The sequence below is a fragment of the Arhodomonas sp. SL1 genome, from assembly GCF_052060015.1.
GTDB lineage: Bacteria > Pseudomonadota > Gammaproteobacteria > Nitrococcales > Nitrococcaceae > Arhodomonas.
Window position 1 is genome coordinate 87,602 of record NZ_JBPODZ010000007.1, and the last position, 16,385, is coordinate 103,986.

At 67.0% G+C, this 16,385-nt stretch carries 22 protein-coding genes; 20 read left to right on the forward strand and 2 right to left on the reverse strand.

Translation table 11 applies throughout. The annotated features are described in order from the left end of the window. Positions 1–33 precede the first annotated feature (33 nt). From secY to ACQ754_RS11465, 13 genes are all read left to right on the forward strand, one after another. Entirely contained in the window at positions 34–1,299 is a 1,266-nt protein-coding gene (gene secY / locus ACQ754_RS11405; protein WP_440997267.1) for a preprotein translocase subunit SecY, read from the forward strand. Between the two features lie 103 nt (positions 1,300–1,402). Beyond that, a complete protein-coding gene (gene rpmJ / locus ACQ754_RS11410; protein WP_440997155.1) occupies positions 1,403–1,516 on the forward strand; it encodes a 50S ribosomal protein L36 in 114 nt (37 codons plus the stop codon). Between the two features lie 84 nt (positions 1,517–1,600). Then, complete coding sequence (gene rpsM, locus ACQ754_RS11415; RefSeq protein WP_440997156.1) at positions 1,601–1,957, forward strand: 30S ribosomal protein S13; 357 nt, start codon at positions 1,601–1,603, stop codon at positions 1,955–1,957. A 45-nt stretch (positions 1,958–2,002) separates the two neighbouring features. After that, the gene (gene rpsK / locus ACQ754_RS11420) at positions 2,003–2,392 is read left to right on the forward strand and encodes a 30S ribosomal protein S11 (protein WP_440997157.1); all 390 of its coding nucleotides are present in this window, start codon (positions 2,003–2,005) and stop codon (positions 2,390–2,392) included. Between the two features lie 11 nt (positions 2,393–2,403). Continuing rightward, entirely contained in the window at positions 2,404–3,024 is a 621-nt protein-coding gene (rpsD, locus tag ACQ754_RS11425) for a 30S ribosomal protein S4 (protein ID WP_440997158.1), read from the forward strand. 37 nt (positions 3,025–3,061) lie between these two features. Then, positions 3,062–4,060 (forward strand): DNA-directed RNA polymerase subunit alpha, encoded by a 999-nt coding sequence (locus tag ACQ754_RS11430; protein ID WP_440997159.1) that lies wholly within the window; start codon positions 3,062–3,064, stop codon positions 4,058–4,060. Positions 4,061–4,086: 26 nt separating this feature from the next. Beyond that, entirely contained in the window at positions 4,087–4,491 is a 405-nt protein-coding gene (rplQ, locus tag ACQ754_RS11435) for a 50S ribosomal protein L17 (protein ID WP_440997160.1), read from the forward strand. Positions 4,492–4,574: 83 nt separating this feature from the next. Next, positions 4,575–5,309, forward strand: a complete 735-nt coding sequence (locus ACQ754_RS11440) for an SAM hydrolase/SAM-dependent halogenase family protein (protein WP_440997161.1) — start codon at positions 4,575–4,577, stop codon at positions 5,307–5,309. Positions 5,310–5,325: 16 nt separating this feature from the next. After that, positions 5,326–5,577, forward strand: a complete 252-nt coding sequence (locus ACQ754_RS11445) for a DUF6489 family protein (protein ID WP_440997162.1) — start codon at positions 5,326–5,328, stop codon at positions 5,575–5,577. Positions 5,578–5,727: 150 nt separating this feature from the next. Further along, a complete protein-coding gene (locus ACQ754_RS11450) occupies positions 5,728–6,708 on the forward strand; it encodes a malate dehydrogenase (protein WP_440997163.1) in 981 nt (326 codons plus the stop codon). Between the two features lie 104 nt (positions 6,709–6,812). Continuing rightward, on the forward strand, positions 6,813–7,448 hold the full coding sequence (upp, locus tag ACQ754_RS11455) for a uracil phosphoribosyltransferase (protein WP_440997164.1): 636 nt from the start codon (positions 6,813–6,815) through the stop codon (positions 7,446–7,448). Between the two features lie 35 nt (positions 7,449–7,483). Continuing rightward, a complete protein-coding gene (locus ACQ754_RS11460; protein ID WP_440997165.1) occupies positions 7,484–8,095 on the forward strand; it encodes a glutathione S-transferase family protein in 612 nt (203 codons plus the stop codon). Positions 8,096–8,210: 115 nt separating this feature from the next. Beyond that, the gene (locus ACQ754_RS11465; RefSeq protein WP_440997166.1) at positions 8,211–9,422 is read left to right on the forward strand and encodes a TsoY family (seleno)protein; all 1,212 of its coding nucleotides are present in this window, start codon (positions 8,211–8,213) and stop codon (positions 9,420–9,422) included. On the opposite strand, the gene ACQ754_RS11470 is transcribed toward ACQ754_RS11465, so the two are convergent. Continuing rightward, a complete protein-coding gene (locus tag ACQ754_RS11470) occupies positions 9,417–10,769 on the reverse strand; it encodes a YihY/virulence factor BrkB family protein (RefSeq protein WP_440997167.1) in 1,353 nt (450 codons plus the stop codon). The two genes, ACQ754_RS11465 and ACQ754_RS11470, sit on opposite strands and share 6 nt — an antisense overlap. Before the next feature lie 92 nt (positions 10,770–10,861). On the opposite strand from ACQ754_RS11470, the gene ACQ754_RS11475 reads away from it, so the two are divergent. The 4 genes from ACQ754_RS11475 to ACQ754_RS11490 all read left to right on the forward strand — a co-directional run bounded on the left by ACQ754_RS11475 (position 10,862) and on the right by ACQ754_RS11490 (position 13,807). Continuing rightward, complete coding sequence (locus ACQ754_RS11475) at positions 10,862–11,890, forward strand: metal-dependent hydrolase (protein WP_440997168.1); 1,029 nt, start codon at positions 10,862–10,864, stop codon at positions 11,888–11,890. A 48-nt stretch (positions 11,891–11,938) separates the two neighbouring features. Next, a complete protein-coding gene (locus ACQ754_RS11480) occupies positions 11,939–12,634 on the forward strand; it encodes an AzlC family ABC transporter permease (protein ID WP_440997169.1) in 696 nt (231 codons plus the stop codon). Continuing rightward, positions 12,631–12,948 (forward strand): AzlD domain-containing protein, encoded by a 318-nt coding sequence (locus tag ACQ754_RS11485; protein WP_440997170.1) that lies wholly within the window; start codon positions 12,631–12,633, stop codon positions 12,946–12,948. Before ACQ754_RS11480 ends, ACQ754_RS11485 begins: the two co-directional genes overlap by 4 nt. Positions 12,949–13,171: 223 nt before the next feature. Continuing rightward, positions 13,172–13,807: a hypothetical protein gene (locus ACQ754_RS11490; RefSeq protein WP_440997171.1), complete on the forward strand. Its 636-nt coding sequence runs from the start codon at positions 13,172–13,174 to the stop codon at positions 13,805–13,807. A 138-nt stretch (positions 13,808–13,945) separates the two neighbouring features. Here ACQ754_RS11490 and ACQ754_RS11495 read toward each other — a convergent pair whose 3' ends face one another. Beyond that, positions 13,946–14,143: a hypothetical protein gene (locus ACQ754_RS11495; protein WP_440997172.1), complete on the reverse strand. Its 198-nt coding sequence runs from the start codon at positions 14,141–14,143 to the stop codon at positions 13,946–13,948. 261 nt (positions 14,144–14,404) lie between these two features. Between ACQ754_RS11495 and ACQ754_RS11500 the strand changes: the two genes are divergently transcribed. From ACQ754_RS11500 to ACQ754_RS11510, 3 genes are read left to right on the forward strand one after another with little or no spacing between them, the layout of a single operon-like run. Beyond that, on the forward strand, positions 14,405–15,376 hold the full coding sequence (locus tag ACQ754_RS11500) for a LysR family transcriptional regulator (RefSeq protein ID WP_440997173.1): 972 nt from the start codon (positions 14,405–14,407) through the stop codon (positions 15,374–15,376). Next, positions 15,373–16,125: an enoyl-CoA hydratase-related protein gene (locus ACQ754_RS11505; protein ID WP_440997174.1), complete on the forward strand. Its 753-nt coding sequence runs from the start codon at positions 15,373–15,375 to the stop codon at positions 16,123–16,125. Before ACQ754_RS11500 ends, ACQ754_RS11505 begins: the two co-directional genes overlap by 4 nt. Then, positions 16,125–16,382 (forward strand): YkgJ family cysteine cluster protein, encoded by a 258-nt coding sequence (locus ACQ754_RS11510; protein ID WP_440997175.1) that lies wholly within the window; start codon positions 16,125–16,127, stop codon positions 16,380–16,382. The genes ACQ754_RS11505 and ACQ754_RS11510 overlap by 1 nt, the downstream gene beginning before the upstream one ends. The last annotated feature ends 3 nt before the right edge of the window (positions 16,383–16,385 follow it).

The window sequence follows — 16,385 nt, forward strand, 5'->3', positions numbered from 1 at the left end:
CTCGGGCGGCTCACCGAGGTGCGCCAGCGGCTGATGTTCGTGCTAATGGCGCTGGTGATCTATCGGCTGGGTGCGCACCTGACCATCCCCGGGATCGACCAGACCGCGCTGGCCCAGATGTTCGAGCAGCAGTCGGGCACCATCCTGGACATGTTCAACATGTTCTCGGGGGGTGCCCTGTCGCGGCTGTCCATCTTCGCCCTCGGGGTCATGCCCTACATCTCGGCCTCGATCATCATGCAGCTCATGAGCATGGTGGTGCCGACGCTCGAGCAGTTGCGTAAGGAGGGTGAGCAAGGGCGGCGCCAGATCACCAAGTACACCCGCTACGGGACGCTGGCGCTGGCGACGTTCCAGGGGATCGGGATAACCTATGCGCTCCAGAATCAGGGAGTGGTGCTCAACCCCGGTATGGCGTTCGTCTTTACCGGGACGATCACGCTGGTGACCGGTACCATCTTCCTCATGTGGCTCGGCGAGCAGATCACCGAGCGCGGGATCGGTAACGGTATCTCGCTGATCATCTTTGCCGGCATTGTCGCGGGGCTGCCTTCGGCATTGGGCGGGACCCTAGAGCTGGCGCGCACCGGGGAGCTTTCGATCCTGACGGTGCTGTTCTTCCTGGCCCTGGCGATCGCGGTGATCGGGTTCATCGTGTTCATCGAGCGGGGGCAGCGGCGTATCACGGTGCAGTACGCCCGGCGCCAGCAGGGCCGGAAGATGTACGCCGCCCAGTCGAGCCATCTGCCGTTGAAGCTGAACATGGCTGGGGTGATCCCCCCGATCTTCGCTTCCAGCATTATCCTGTTCCCGGCGACACTGGGGCAGTGGTTCGGCCAGGGTTCGCTCGGCTGGTTGCAGGGCATCGGCAATATGCTCAGTCCCGGGCAGCCGCTGTACATCACCTTCTATGCGGTGGCGATCATATTCTTCTGCTTTTTCTACACCGCGCTGGTGTTCAACGCACGGGAGACCGCCGATAACCTCAAGCGCTCGGGTGCCTTCATCCCTGGTATTCGGCCGGGGGAGCAGACGGCCCGTTATATAGACAAGGTGATGACGCGACTGACGCTGGTGGGTGCGCTGTATATCACCGGGGTGTGTTTGCTGCCGGAGTTCCTGCTGCTGTATTGGAACGTGCCGTTCTACTTCGGGGGCACCTCACTGCTGATCATCGTGATCGTGGTCATGGACTTCATGTCCCAGATCCAGGCGCACCTGCTTTCGCATCAGTACGAGCCACTGATGAAGAAGGCGAATCTGAAGGCCCACGGCCGGGGCGGCGGAATGCTCCGGTAAGGGGCCAGGGGTGGTGGTGCCGCTGGCGTTGCGGGCCATCGATACGGGTTTCGGGCGGGCCCTGTGGACGGGGCGCGCCCGCGGATTCTGCGGAGACAACGAGATGAAAGTACGGGCATCGGTCAAGAAGATCTGCCGCAACTGCAAGGTGGTAAAGCGCCGGGGCACGGTTCGGGTGATCTGTTCGGACGGGCGGCACAAGCAGCGCCAGGGCTGAGCCCCTGGCGGCTTGAATACGTGGCGGAAGGCCCGCTATACTAGCGGGCTTTCCGCGGGCATTGTTTATTGGGAGTAGGAATTCATGGCCCGGATAGCTGGCGTTAACATTCCCGCGAACAAGCATGCGGAAATTGCGCTCACGGCGATCTATGGCGTCGGTCGGACGCGGGCCCGCGCGATCTGCGAGGCCACCGGCGTGGCGCCGAATCGCCGGATCAGGGAGCTCTCCGACGACGAGCTGGAGAATCTCCGTCAGGAAGTGGGCAAGTACGTGGTCGAGGGCGATCTGCGGCGCAGCGTTGCGATGGATATCAAGCGGTTGATGGACCTCGGGTGCTATCGCGGCATCCGCCATCGCCGTGGGCTTCCGGTGCGCGGCCAACAGACGCGAACCAACGCCCGCACGCGCAAGGGGCCGCGCCGCCCGGTGACGCGGTAACGCAGCGGCTGGCGATTTCGCAGTACGGAATTCAGGACGGGCATTATGGCGAAAGCAAGTACCCGGGCGCGCAAGCGCGTGAAGCGTACCGTCGTTGACGGTATCGCCCACGTGAACGCGACCTTCAATAACACCATCATTACCATCACCGACCGGCAGGGCAACGCGCTGGCCTGGGCGAGCGCGGGGGGCAGTGGCTTCCGCGGCTCCCGCAAGAGCACGCCGTTCGCCGCGCAGGTGGCCTCGGAACGCGCCGGTGAGGCGGCCAAGGACTATGGCCTGAAGAACCTGGAGGTTCGGGTCAAGGGCCCCGGGCCCGGCCGCGAGTCGGCGGTCCGGGCGCTGAACAACTCCGGCTATCGGGTCACCAACATCTCGGACGTGACGCCCATCCCGCACAACGGATGTCGTCCGCCCAAGAAGCGCCGCGTCTAAGGGGAGCAACGATGGCGAGATATATTGGACCGACCTGCAAGCTCGCCCGGCGCGAGGGCACCGACCTGTCGCTAAAGAGTGGTGTTCGGCCGCTGGACAGCAAGTGCAAGCTCGACACGCCGCCCGGCCAGCACGGTCAGCGGCGTACGCGGCTTTCCGATTACGGACTGCAGCTGCGCGAGAAGCAGAAGGTGCGCCGGATGTACGGTGTGCTCGAGAAGCAGTTCCGCAATTACTACAAGGAGGCGGACCGGCGCAAGGGCAACACCGGTGAGAACCTGCTCCAGCTCCTGGAGAGTCGGCTGGATAACGTCGTCTACCGCATGGGCTTTGGCTCCACGAGGGCCGAGGCGCGGCAGCTGGTTGCCCACCGGGCGGTACAGGTCAACGGTCGGGTGACGAACGTTGCCTCGGCCCAGGTCAAGCCGGGTGACGTGGTCTCGCTCAAGGAGAAGGCCCGCAAGCAGGTGCGCGTACAGGCGGCGCTTGAGATGGCGCAGCAGGCGGGCTTTCCGCAGTGGGTCGAGGTGGATCCGAATCAGTTCCAGGGGACGTTCAAGCAGGTCCCGGATCGGGCGGATCTCTCGCAGGAGATCAACGAACACCTGATCATCGAGCTGTACTCCAAGTAACGGCGCCGCGCTCGGGTCAATCGAGAGGTTCAACCTCATGCAGGGTCAATACAAGGACTATCTCAAGCCGCGGGTGGTGGATGTCGAGGCCATCGACGACCGCCGCGCGAAGGTGACGCTGGAGCCGCTGGAGCGCGGTTTCGGTCACACTCTGGGCAATGCGTTGCGTCGCGTCCTGCTCTCCTCGATGCCCGGCTATGCCGTCACCGAGGCGGAGATCGAAGGGGTGCTGCACGAGTACACGGCGATCGAGGGCGTCCATGAGGACGTCGTCGATATCCTGCTCAACCTCAAGGAGCTCGCCGTTCGTCTGCATTCCCGGGAAGAGGCCACGCTCCGGCTCTCGAAGCAGGGGCCGGGTCCCGTCACGGCGGGTGACATCGAGACGGCACACGACGTCGAGGTGAAGAACCCGGACCTGGTGATCGCGACGCTTACTCGGGATATCCCGTTCGAGGCGAGTATCCGCGTGGAGCGGGGGCGTGGCTACGAACCCGCCACGGCGCGGGAGCGCGACGAGGAGCGGACGATCGGTCGGCTTGCGCTGGACGCGACCTACAGCCCCGTGCGCCGGGTGGCATACAACGTCGAGAGTGCGCGTGTCGAACAGCGCACGGATCTCGATAAGCTGGTGCTGGATATCGAAACGAACGGGGTGCTGGAGCCGGAAGAGGCGGTGCGTTTTGCCGCCGGGTTGCTTCGCGACCAGCTCGCTGTCTTCGTCGATCTTGAGGGCGGCGAGGAGAGCTTCGAGCCGGAGCGCGAGGAGCCATCGGTGGATCCGGTGCTGCTTCGGCCCATCGATGATCTGGAGCTCACAGTGCGCTCGGCGAACTGCCTCAAGGCCGAGAGCATCCATTACGTTGGTGACCTAGTCCAGAAGACCGAGGTCGAGCTGTTGAAGACGCCGAACCTCGGCAAGAAGTCGCTCAACGAGATCAAAGAGGTGCTGGCCCAGCACGGTCTGCAGCTCGGAATGCGCTTGGACAGTTGGCCACCGGCCGGGCTGGATGACAGCAGCCGCGCGCTGGGCTGAGTCGCACGGAATTAAGGAAGGCAGATATGCGCCATCGCAAATCGGGACGTAAGCTCAATCGCAACAGCAGTCATAGGCAGGCCATGTTCCGGAACATGGCCGCCTCGCTCTTCCGGCACGAGGTGATTCGCACCACGCTGCCCAAGGCCAAGGAGTTGCGGCGGGTGGCTGAGCCGCTGATTACCCTGGCCAAGGAGGATGGGGTGGCGAAGCGCCGGACTGCCTTTGCGCGACTTCGCGACAAGGAGGTGGTGACCAAGCTGTTCGAGGAGCTCGGCCCGCGGTATCAGCAGCGGCCGGGGGGCTACTTGCGCATCCTCAAGGCCGGTTTCCGGGCCGGGGATAATGCTCCCATGGCGCTGGTGGAGCTGGTTGATCGGCCGGTCGACCTTGAAGAGGACGAAGCCGCGGAGCAGCCGGAAGAGGCCTGAATCGGCAGGGAACCATTCCGGGGGATGAGGACCGGGCACGCGGGGACGCGGCCCGGTTTTTTTGTATCTGCGGGAGGGGAACGATGATCCTGCTGTATACAGACTTCGGCTGGTGCGGTCCGTACGTCGGGCTCATGCACCGGGTAGTCGCCGGTCGAGTGCCCTCCGTTCCCGTGGTGGATCTGATGCACGATGCGCCCCGCTTCCGGCCGGTGGAGGCCGGGCGGTTGCTTGCGGCGTTGCTGCCGGGGCTGCCGCGTCGGTGCATCGTTGTGGGTGTCATCGATCCCGGGGTCGGTACGGAACGTTCCGCGCTGGTGTGCCGGCGCGGCGAGCAGTGGCTGATCGGCCCGGATAACGGCTTGTTCGCCGCGGCCCTTGTCGGCGAGGACGGGGCACGGGCCTGGCGGTTGCCGGTGCCGGGGGAGGCGTCGGCGAGCTTCCACGGCCGGGACGTATTCGCACCGGCCGCGGCGAGTCTGGCCGTCGGTCGTATGCCTGCGGGTCTGCGGCCGGTGAGGGAATGGGTGGGGCGGGGTGAGTCACGGGAGCGGGACGTCGCCATCTATATCGATGACTTCGGCAATGTCATGATAGGCAGGAACGTCGCCGCCCTGACCGCGGGGGAAGCGCCGCGGCCCGGTGGCCGGGAATTGCCGCGTGCGCGGACCTTCGCGGAGTGCGCGCCCGGGGCGGCGTTCTGGTACGAGAACTCCTTGGGCCTGGTGGAGATTGCGGTCAATCAGGGGGATGCCGCCCGGGAGCTCGGGCTCGCCGTGGGTGATCCGGTGCCTATGCGCGCGGAGCTCGAGACGTGAGTAAGGAGGTGGGTCCATGCGGATCAAGGTGGATGTGGATGCGACGCCGGAGGAGCTTCGGCGGTTCCTCGGGCTGCCGGATGTGAGTGCCCTCCAGGACGAGGTGGTAGCGGCGGTGCGCGAGCGGATGCAGGAGGGCTGGGAGGGCTACGACCCGGCGGCGTTCCTGCGCACCTGGGCGCAGCCCGATGTCCCTGGCATGCAGCAGCTGCAGGAAGCATTCCTCGATGCACTGCGACGCACAAACCGCGGCGGCGGCACCGATTGAGGCGCGCCGGGCGGGGCGCAATCCACGGCAGTATCGGGCTGCTGCGCTGCGGCAAGGGCGCCCGGCATTCGGGTCTGCTACAATCGCGCCGAAATGGCAGGGCGCGCCGCGTCGTGTCCAGGCATACCCCAGGCAATCAGGAGATCCCCCATGAAAGCACCCGTACGTGTCGCGGTAACCGGTGCCGCGGGCCAGATCGGCTACAGCCTACTGTTCCGGGTCGCCGCCGGCGAGATGCTCGGTCCGGACCAGCCCGTCATCCTCCAGCTACTGGAGATCCCGCCGGCGATGGACGCCGTCGAGGGCGTGGTCATGGAGCTGGAGGACTGTGCCTTCCCCCTGGTCGCGGGGATCACGAAAACGGACAAGGCCGAGGAGGGCTTCCGGGATGCGGACTACGTCCTGCTCGTCGGCGCCAAGCCCCGGGGGCCCGGCATGGAGCGCAAGGACCTGCTCGAGGCCAACGCCTCGATCTTCTCCGCCCAGGGTAAGGCCCTCAATGACGTCGCCAGCCGGGATGTCCGCGTGCTGGTGGTGGGCAACCCGGCGAACACCAATGCCCTGATCGCCCAGCGCAATGCGCCGGACCTGGATCCGCGCTGTTTCACAGCCATGATGCGGCTCGATCACAATCGCGCTTTGGCCCAGCTCGCCAATCGTACCGACAGCCACACCACCGATATTCGCAACCTCGTGGTTTGGGGCAACCACTCCGCCACCCAGTACCCGGATATCAGCCACGCCAGTGTCGGTGGCCGGCCCGCCCGGGAGCTCGTGGAGCAGCAGTGGCTCGTTGACGAGTTCATCCCCACTGTGCAGCAGCGCGGCGCCGCCATCATCAAGGCCCGTGGGCAGTCGAGCGCGGCCAGTGCGGCGAGCGCCGCCATCGACCACATGCGTGACTGGACCATGGGCACCCCCGAGGACGACTGGGTCAGCATGGCGGTCCCCTCCGACGGCAGTTACGGCGTCGCGGAAGGCATCATCTACTCCTTCCCCTGCCGGGTGCGTAACGGCCGCTATGAGATCGTCCAAGGCCTCGAGATCGACGAGTTCTCCCGCGAGCGGATGCAGGCCACGGAGCGGGAGCTCGTCGAGGAGCGCGACGCGGTCGCCCACCTCCTCCCCTGAGGGGCGCTAGGGGCGCTCCCGCCCGTGGGGGAATCCCCGCGGGCGCTCTGGTATGCTTGCCGGCCAGAAGAAAGGGTTCACGGTTGGTGGAGGAAGGAGAGGCCATGGAGCCGTCGCTCACCGTCATCAGTCATCCGCTGGTCCAGCACAAGCTCACCCTGCTTCGCGACCGGGCGACCTCCACCGCGAAGTTTCGCAATCTCTTGCGCGAGCTGTCGGTACTCCTCGCCTACGAGGTGACGCGGGACCTGCCGCTGACCGCCCGCCCAGTAGACACGCCGCTGGCGCACATGCCGGCCGCGCCGACCCTGGAGGGTAAGAAGCTCTGCTTCATCTCCATCCTCCGGGCGGGCAACGGGCTGCTCGACGGCATGCTCGAGCTCATCCCCGCCGCCCGGGTGGGGCACGTCGGGCTGTATCGCGATCCACAGACCCTGGAACCGGTGGAGTACTATTACAAGGTCCCCGCCGCCCTCGACGAGCGACGCATCGTGGTGGTGGATCCCATGCTGGCCACCGGCCATTCGGCAGCCGCGGCGGTGAGCCGGATCAAGCGCGACGGTGCCCGGGATATCCGCTTCCTCTGCCTGGTGGCCTCACCCGAGGGGGTGGAGGCGTTTCATGCCGAGCACCCGGACGTGCCGTTGTTCACCGCGGTGGTTGACGAGGGACTGAACGAGAAGGCCTACATCCTCCCGGGCCTCGGTGATGCCGGCGACCGGATGTACGGCACCAAGTAACCTCCCCCATACCCCTGGCTGCCGAGGTTTCGCCCATGAAGCTCTACGCATCACCTACCTCCCCCTACGCCCGGGTTATCCGTGTGGTGCTGCTGGAGAAGCAGCTCACCGACCGCGTGACCCCGGTGTGGGTCAATCCCTGGGATGATCCGCCGGAGCTCCTGGCCGTGAGTCCACTGGCACGGGTACCGGTGCTGGAGGACGATGCGGGTACCTGCCTAACCGAGAGCGCGGTAATCGCGCTCTACCTGGAGCGCCGCTTCCCCGAGCCGCGGCTCATGCCCCTGGACCGGGTGGAGCACGTCCACGAGAAGCTCGGACTCGCCGAGGGGGTCATCGATAGCGCGGTGGGGGTGGTCGCCTATCGCCGGTTCCACCCCGAGTCGTCGGGGGCGCCACTGGTGGAGCGCCGCCTTGAGGCCATCCGGCGCACGATCCCCCGGGTCGCCACCGTGGTCCGGCCGCTGATGGACCGGCCGGATCTGGGCAGCATCGCCCTGGCCGTGGCCCTGGATTACCTGGATTTCCGTCTCTCGGAGCTCGGCTGGCGGGAAGACCACGACGAGCTCGCCGCCTGGCATCGGGCGATCGCGGCCCGGCCGTCCCTGCAGGCCACGGCGCCGGATCTCGAGGCACCGGCGTTCTGATCGCCGGGCGTGGCCACGGATGGCGGAATCGCGGAGAAGTTGCTACCCTTCCATTAGTCCGAACTCGTACTAATGGAAGGTCCGGGGTGCGTTCCCCGGCGGGAGGGACTTCGCGATGCTGCTCATTCGTATGCCAAGCCGGCTGGAGGACGACTACTCGCCGCTGTACTACCTCGCCGCCCTCGGGGCCGGCGGCTTGGTGGTCAGCTTCTTTATGTGGCTGATGTTCTGGGTGCCGCACCCGGGTCGGCCGGTGCCGGTGTTCTCCGATATCACCGCCGCCCTCGCCGACGGCGGCGCGGCCCTACAGCTCGCGATCGTCGTCGCCTGGGCGGGGATCGCGGTGTTCGCCGCGATGATGCTGCGGTTGCTGGTGTGGAACGTCCGCGAGGCGGCCGCGTGGCGGGGTACCGCGGCCTACATCGCCCTGCGCCGCGGCAATGCCGAGACCCAGCTGCTGGCCGGCCCCCTGGCCACGGCGATGGCCCTGAATGCCGGGTTCATCGTGGCCCTGGTGTTCGTCCCCGGCACCTGGTCGGTGGTGGAGTACCTGTTCCCCTTGGCGATGCTCGCCTTCCTCGCCATCGGGGTATGGGCGATCCGGCTGCTCGACGAGTTCTGGGGCCGGGTGCTCAGCGGCGGTGGCTTCGATTGCAGCCGCAACAACAGTTTCAGTCAGCTGTTGCCGGCGTTCGCCCTGTCCATGATCGGGGTCGGGCTGGCGGCCCCGGCTGCCATGAGCGGCGTGGCCTGGGTGGCGGGGATCTCGTATTTCGCCTCCTCGTTCTTTGTTGTAGCCGCGGTCGCCATGGGCCTGATCATGCTGGTCCTCGGCGTCCGTGCCATGATGGAGAACGGCGCCAGCGTTGAGAGCGCGCCGTCGCTGTGGGTGGTGGTCCCGATCCTGACCGTTCTTAGTATCGCGAGCATGCGCCAGGGACACGCCATGCATGCCCATTTCGGTGGTGGCGCGACGGCGGCGGACACCTTTGCCATGCTCACCACTGCCCTGACGCTGCAGCTGCTGTTCCTGCTCTTCGGGTTCATTGTCCTGCGCCGCGAGCGCTATTTCCGGCGCTTTGTTACCGGTGGCCAGCGTGATGCCGGTGCCTATGCACTCGTCTGCCCCGGCGTGGCCTTGAGCGTGATGCTGCAGTTCTTCATCAACAAGGGCCTGGTGGGGGTCGGGCTGATCGTCAAGTTCGGGACCGCCTACTGGCTGCTCACGGCACTCGCGCTGCTGATCCAGGTGCTCACGATCTGGCTGGTGTTGACCCTGAATGCGCGGCACTTCGGCGCCGAGGCCGCGGCGATTCGCGCCTCATGAGGCAGGGGTGGATCCGTCGTCGTCGGCTGCTGCCAGATCGCGGATACTCGGCCCGGCGGCGGCGGCGCTGAGCCCGCTCTCCCAGCGGGTGGCCAGCTCCGCAACCCCCGGCGCGAGCCTCACGGATTCGGCGCCCAGCCCCGGTTGCTCGCCGTGGCGGCGAATTCGGTCGAGGACCTCGTTCACGGGGGTGTCGTCGGGCGGGATCGCCGGCCGGAATACGGGGTAGCGGCCCCGCGGTGGATCCAGGCGAAGGAGCAGGCCGCAGTCCTCCAATACCCCCGTCATTTCGCTGACGGCGCTTGTGGGGACCTGCAGCTCCGCGGCCAGCGCGTTCTCGTCGGGTGCGGTGGTTCGGGCGTAGTAGGCCCGGGCGGCGAGCGCGAGGATAGCGACGCCAAGGCGTTCCTGCACGCGCGGGCTCAGCCGGGTGTCTTCGGTGCGCAGGCGCAGCTGGGAGGGATTCTGGACATAATAGGCCACGCTGGCACCGAGTAGCAGGATCAACCAGCTGAGATACAGCCAGATCATGAACAGGATCAGCGCGGCAAAGGCGGAGTAGATGGCGGTGTAGCGGGTGGAGCCGGCGACGAAGGAGGCGAACACCCAGCCGGTGCTCTGCCATAGCACCCCGGCGACGAGCGCCCCTGCGAAGGCGGCCGCCGGACGCACCCGCGTATTGGGGACGAAGCTGTAGATGAAGGTGAACGCCGCGATGACCAGGGCGTAGGGCACCAGGGCCGCGGCCACATCCAGCAACATGCCGAAGGGCCGCACCGTGGAGAGGCGCTGGACCCACTCGGCGCCGAAGAATGAGGCGGTGATCCCCAGGGCGGAGAATATCAGCACCGGGCCGATGAGGATGACACTGAGGTAGTGGCTGAAGCGCTGGGTGAAGGGGCGGTTCTGGCGGATGCGCCATGCGGCGTTAAACGCCTGTTCGACCTTCTGCACGAGCGCGATCACGGTGTAGAGCAGCAGGGCCAGCCCGACCGCACCGAGGACGCCGACGCGCATGTTCTCCACGAATTCGATGATCTGGGTGGTGATCTCCGCGCCGCGCGGACCCAGGGGCGCGAGGAACTGGGCCAGGGTGGGCTGGATCTGGTTGTGAACGCCGAAGGCCTTGAGCACGGAGAAGCTCACCGCCAGCAATGGCACCATCGACAGCAGGGTGGTATAGACGAGGCTCATGGCGCGCAGGGTCAGTTGGCCGGCCGCGAGATCCTCGATCACGGCCAGCAGCAGGCGCACGAGAAAGACCCCGTAGCGCCTCGGGCGTGACATGCGCTCCAAGTCCTGTTGGCGTATGAGCGCCTCCAGGCGCTCGATTTGTCCCCTGATCACGGCGATTTCCGCTGGTTCGGGCCTGCGCGCATTCTGGCACAGGCGGGCGTGGGGGTAGAGCGCCCTGCACGCGTGAAGCAAGAGGGAGCCGGATGGATTCACTGACACAGATGGCCCTTGGCGCCGCCGTCGGGGCCGCGGTAATGGGCCGGCACGCGGGTTGGCGGGCCTTCGCCTGGGGCGGCGCCGTCGGCACCCTCCCGGACCTGGACGTGATCCTGGACTATGGCGACGCGGTGGCCAACTTTACCTACCATCGCGGCTTCAGCCATGCCGTGGCGCTGTTACTGGTGGCCGCCGTGGCGTTGGCAGCAATGGCCGACCGGCTGCACGAGGATCGCTGCGGGCGTCGGCCTTACCGTTGGTTGCTCGCGATGGTCGCGGTGCTGGTGACCCATGTCGCCCTCGATGCGCTCACGATCTACGGAACCCAGCTGTGGCAGCCGTTCTCCGATTATCCCGTCGGCCTCGGTAGCATCTTTATCATCGATCCGCTGTACACCCTGCCGCTACTCGCCGGCCTCGTTCTGGCGGTCTGGGCCCTTCCTCGCAGGGGCTGGGCCGCGGCGGCCCGTTGGAACGCCGTCGGTCTGGCGCTGAGCAGCGCCTACCTGGTCTGGAGCGTTGCTGCACAGCAGCACGTTGAGGATGTCGCCCGACGGGCGCTGGATACCCAGGGCGTGAGTTACCAGCGCATGCTTGTGACGCCGACGGCGTTCAACACCGTGCTCTGGCGGGTGCTCGTGGTGGATCGGGATGGCTACTACGAGGGCTACCATCGCATTGGGCAGGCACCGGAGGCGTTGCGCCTGCGTCATTACCCAAGCGATCCGTCGCTGTTGGACGATATCGCCGAACAGTGGTCGGTGCGCCGGCTGCAGGGCTTCACCAAGGGGTTCTATGCGGTCCGCGAGGAGGGTGGGGCGGTGGTGATCACCGACCTGCGTATGGGCCAGACCCCCTATTTCGCGTTCCGTTTCGAGGTGGGACGTCGGCAGGGCGAGACGGTCCGCCCCGTCGCGAGTCGCCGCCGGGAGGAGGCCCGGCCACCGCTGTCGGTGGCGCTCAGCGAACTGCTCGGCTGCGCCCGGGGCGAGGCCACACAGGTGCTTGTCTGCTAGTATCCGGCGGTTGTGCAGTGGCGGGCGGTGCCCAGGATAGGATTGGCAATGAGACGTGGAGAGGCATTCAAGGGCGGCATGCTGGCCATGGGACCGATTACCGCCAGCGCCGTGCCCTTTGGCGTGATGGCCGGGATCGCCGCCCGTGAGGCGGGACTGGACGTGATCGCGAGTATGGGGATGTCGCTGTTCATCTTCGCCGGCGCCTCCCAGCTTGCCGCTGCCCAGCTGATCAACGACGGTGCCTGGGCGGGGGTGATCATCCTCACCGCGCTGGTGATCAACCTACGCTTCGCCATGTACAGTGCTTCGTTGGCGCCCCATCTCGCCCACCTGCCGACCCGATGGAAGGCGCCGCTCGCCTACCTGCTCACCGATCAGGCCTATGCGGTGTGCATCACCCGTTTCATGAAGCACCCCGACATGGACAACCGTCACTGGTTCTACCTCGGGGCCGCCATGCCCTTGTGGTTGGTGTGGCTGGCCGCTACCGCTGCCGGCATCCTGATCGGTGCCGCGGTGCCCCCGGCCTGGCAGCTCGGCTTTGCCGTGCCGCTCATCTTCCTGGCGCTGCTCGTGCCCGCGGTCCACGATCGTCCCATGGCGGTCGCTGCGGTGGTCGGCGGCGGCATAGCCCTGGCGGCCCACAATCTGCCGTTCAACCTCGGCATGATCACCGGCGCGCTCGCCGGGGTGGTGGCGGGGGTCCTGGCGGAGCGCTGGCAGGCACGGTGGGCGGCATGAGCGACGCGGTGATCTGGACCATCATCTTCGCCGCCGGGCTCGGGACGTTCGCCCTGCGGCTGTCGTTCATCCAGGCCGTGGGCAGACGCGGGATGCCGGAGTGGCTGCGGCGGCCGTTGCGCTACGTCCCCGCTGCCGTCCTTTCGGCACTGGTGGTACCGGGGATCCTGCTCGGTGGCGAGGCGCCCTTCGATCCCGCCCGCGTTACCGCCGGCGTGGTCGCCGCCCTGGTAGCCTGGCGCACCCGCGGCACTATTTACGTCCTCGCGGCGGGCATGGGGACCCTGTGGCTGCTCACCGCCGTATTGCGCTGAGTCGGGGTCGGTGATAGCGTCGTTGCGATGAGTTTGCCGTATGCAGTGAACGTCAATCCGTCCCCCCGCCGCTGGTTCGGCTGGTATTTTCCTGGGTCCACGGATCCGGGCAGGCGGCGTATTGGCTGACACCTAACACGGCCGAAGGATACGAAAAGCGCCCCCGGATCGTCCGATCCGGGGGCGCTTTTCGTTGGGTACCGGGAAACACGGAGGGCCACAGGTGGGCGTGAACGCACAGGCACGGCTAGCACGGGAACAGGCGCCGCGCAGCGTTGCCCCGGCGGGGACCGTCGCGGGGTTGGACGGATATAGCGAATGGATCTCCGCCGTGCACGGCGGCGTCGCGGGTGCCCTGGGATGTGGCCGTCAGCTACTGCCGATCGGGCCCTGGCAGGGCAGCGGGCCGGATGGACACGGCCCGCCGCGCCTGCGTACGGAACTGCTCGGCGCGGTGGATGAACTGCTCGCCAGCCAGGCACTGGATCCACCGCAGGCCCGGCTGCTTGTGGCCGCGGTTACCGTCGCCGCGGCGCCCCCCACCGCTCGGCTGTGCCAGCTGCTGCTGGTGTATCTGGGTGAACCCGCGGTGGGGCGGGCGGCATACATACTGCCGGCCATGGTAGCCGGCGCCGTGGCGCCGCTTGGCTTGCGCGGGCAGTACCGGTTGCTCCCCGGGGCGGCCCCCTCCCTCGAGGATGCGATGCGCCTCGAGTTCCGCGATGGCGAGGGTTGGTCCCCCGCGGGCCTATGCGGGGTCGTCACCTCGGGCAGCCTCGAAGGGGCGGGGCTGGATGCAGACCGGCATGTCGCGTTCGCCCTTCGGTTGACCATGGAACGGGTGCCGGGGCGGCATTGAAGGCGGGAATCAAAAAGGGTGGAACAAAAAAAGAAGCCGACCCGAAGGTCGGCCAAGGAGGAGGAGAGGCGATGTACCGGCACTCGCCGGTGAGGCGATAACGCGGGGCTGGGCGTTATCGCCGAAAAATGGGGTCGTTCAGCGTGCCTGGGGCAGCTGGAAGAAACCCGAGAGCTCGTCGGCGTGACGGCGCATATGGGTCCCCACGCTGTCACTGACCTGGCGCATGTAGCGGCCGAGGAGGCCGGGGCCCATGCACCGGCTGCGACCCAACGGTGGCTCGATCTCGATGATGCCCACATGGCCCTGATGGGTGATCGGCTCATTGTGGTTCATGGCTGTATGCTCCTGCCGTTCATCGTGTTGGCAGAATCGTAAGAAAATGTATCCAATTCAGGAACCGTGTGCTGGGCAAAGGGCCTGTGCCGGAGCCGCACGAATCTGGTTTGGGGGCGTGTCCTGGCAGTAGCGCCCGCTGCTGCTATAGTCCCCGGGAACAAGGGACCGGTGGCATGTTGCATGGCACAATAGGGGTGGGTTGCCATCAACAGCCCGGCATAGCCACTGCAAAGCGCATGCGCGATTTCGGGGAGATTCATGGATAAGGCGGCGGAAATGATGATCTTCGCCAAGGCCGTGGAGGAGGGTAGCTTCTCGGCGGCGGCGCGGGATCTCGACCTGACCCCTTCCGCGGTCAGCAAGCAGATTCGCCGCCTCGAGGACCGCCTCGGCGCGCGGCTGTTCAATCGCACCACCCGGCGTATCAGCCTCACCGAGGCCGGCCAGGCCTATTACGAGCGCTGCGCGCGAATCATCCAGGAGATCGAGGAGGCGGAGGAGGCGATCACATCGCTGAACGAAAACCCCCGCGGCAACCTGCGGGTGGCGGCGACGGTTTCCTTCGGCCGGGTTGAGGTCCTGCCCCGCATCAACGAGTACCTGGAGCGCTATCCCCAGATCAATGTGGAGTTCGAGCTCACCGACCACCACGTCGACCTGGTGGAGGAGGGCATCGACGTCGCTATACAGTGGCGCGAGCAGATGGATGACCCCTCGCTGATCGCCCGGAAGCTCTGCGTCAACCGTCGCATCATCTGCGCCGCCCCGGCGTATATCGAACGCCATGGCAGCCCGTCCACCCCGGAGGAGCTCCTTGAGCACAACTGCCTCACCCTCTCGGAGATGGAGCTGTTCAACGATTGGGAGTTCGAGGACACCGAGCGCGGCCGGCGGGTGCTGCACGTCTCCGGGAATTTCCGTGCCAACAACGTGGACGCCCTCTACCAGGCGGCCCTCTCCGGTGCCGGCCTGGCGCGGCTGTCCACCTGGTTGGTGATGGCGGACATCCGCGCCGGCCGGCTGGTGCCGGTGTTGCCGGAATACCCCCATGAGAGCTCCGCGTTCTATGTGCTCTACCCCCACCGGCGCCACCTCTCGCGCAAGGTCCGCACCTTCGTCGACTTCCTCGTCGAGGTCTTCACCCCGGTGCCGCCCTGGGAGAAGGAGGGCCTGGAGTTCGACCCCGAGGAGTGGCGGCGTTTGGCCGGCGCTGAGGCGCGGACGCGGTGAGCGAGGGTGGTATCAGCGTCGCCGACGAAGGGGCCGTCCGGACCCTGACCTTGGAGCGCCCCGAAAAGCGCAATGCACTCACCCGCTCCATGTACGAAGAGCTGGACACGGCCGTGGGCGCGGCCAGTGAGGATTCGGCGGTCGCCGTGATCCATATCCGTGGAGCCGGTGGTCATTTCACCGCTGGCAATGATCTGGAGGGCCTCGGCGAGCTGGTCGGTGAGGGCCAGTGGGGTGGTCACCCCCTGGCCCGCTTCCTCCACGGCGTGGTGGACTGCCCCAAGCCGTTGATCGCAGAGGTCAGTGGCTATGCCCTCGGTATCGGGACGACGTTGCTGCTGCACTGCGACCTGGTGATCGCTGCCACGGATGCGGAGCTCGGGATGCCGTTCGTACCCATGGGACTGGTGCCGGAGTTCGCCAGCACAGAGCTGTTGCCGGCCTTGGTGGGCCCGCAGCGGGCGGCGCGGCTCATGCTCCTCGGCGACCGCTTCAGCGCCATGGAGGGGGAACGCCTCGGCGTCGTCACCCAGGTTTGCGAGCCCCCCGCCGTGGGGCCGGTGGCCCGGGCCTGGGCTCGGCGGGTAGCGGGCCTGCCCGTTGGTGCAGTGGCCGAAACCCGGGCCCTCCTTCGGGACAGCGGCCACCGGGAACGCCTGCATGCGGTGATCGAACGGGAGGCGGCCGCCTTCCTCCGGCGGCTCGCCTCGGAGGAGCACCGCACCGCCATGGCCTCCCGGGGTCGCTGATGGAGTGCCGAGTCGGCTGCGGTGCCTGCTGCATCGCGCCTTCCATCTCGTCGCCGCTGCCCGGCCTGCCGGCGGGCAAGCCCGCGGGGGTGCCCTGCCCCCATCTCACCGTGGACTATCGGTGCGCCTTGTTCGGCCGTCCCGAGCGGCCCGCGGTCTGCCGGGCCTTCTCGGCCAGCCGGGAGGTATGCGGTGACCGCCGCGAGGAGGCGCTGGAGCGGTTGCGGGCGCTGGAGGCGGCCACCGGTGCCGGATGAGCC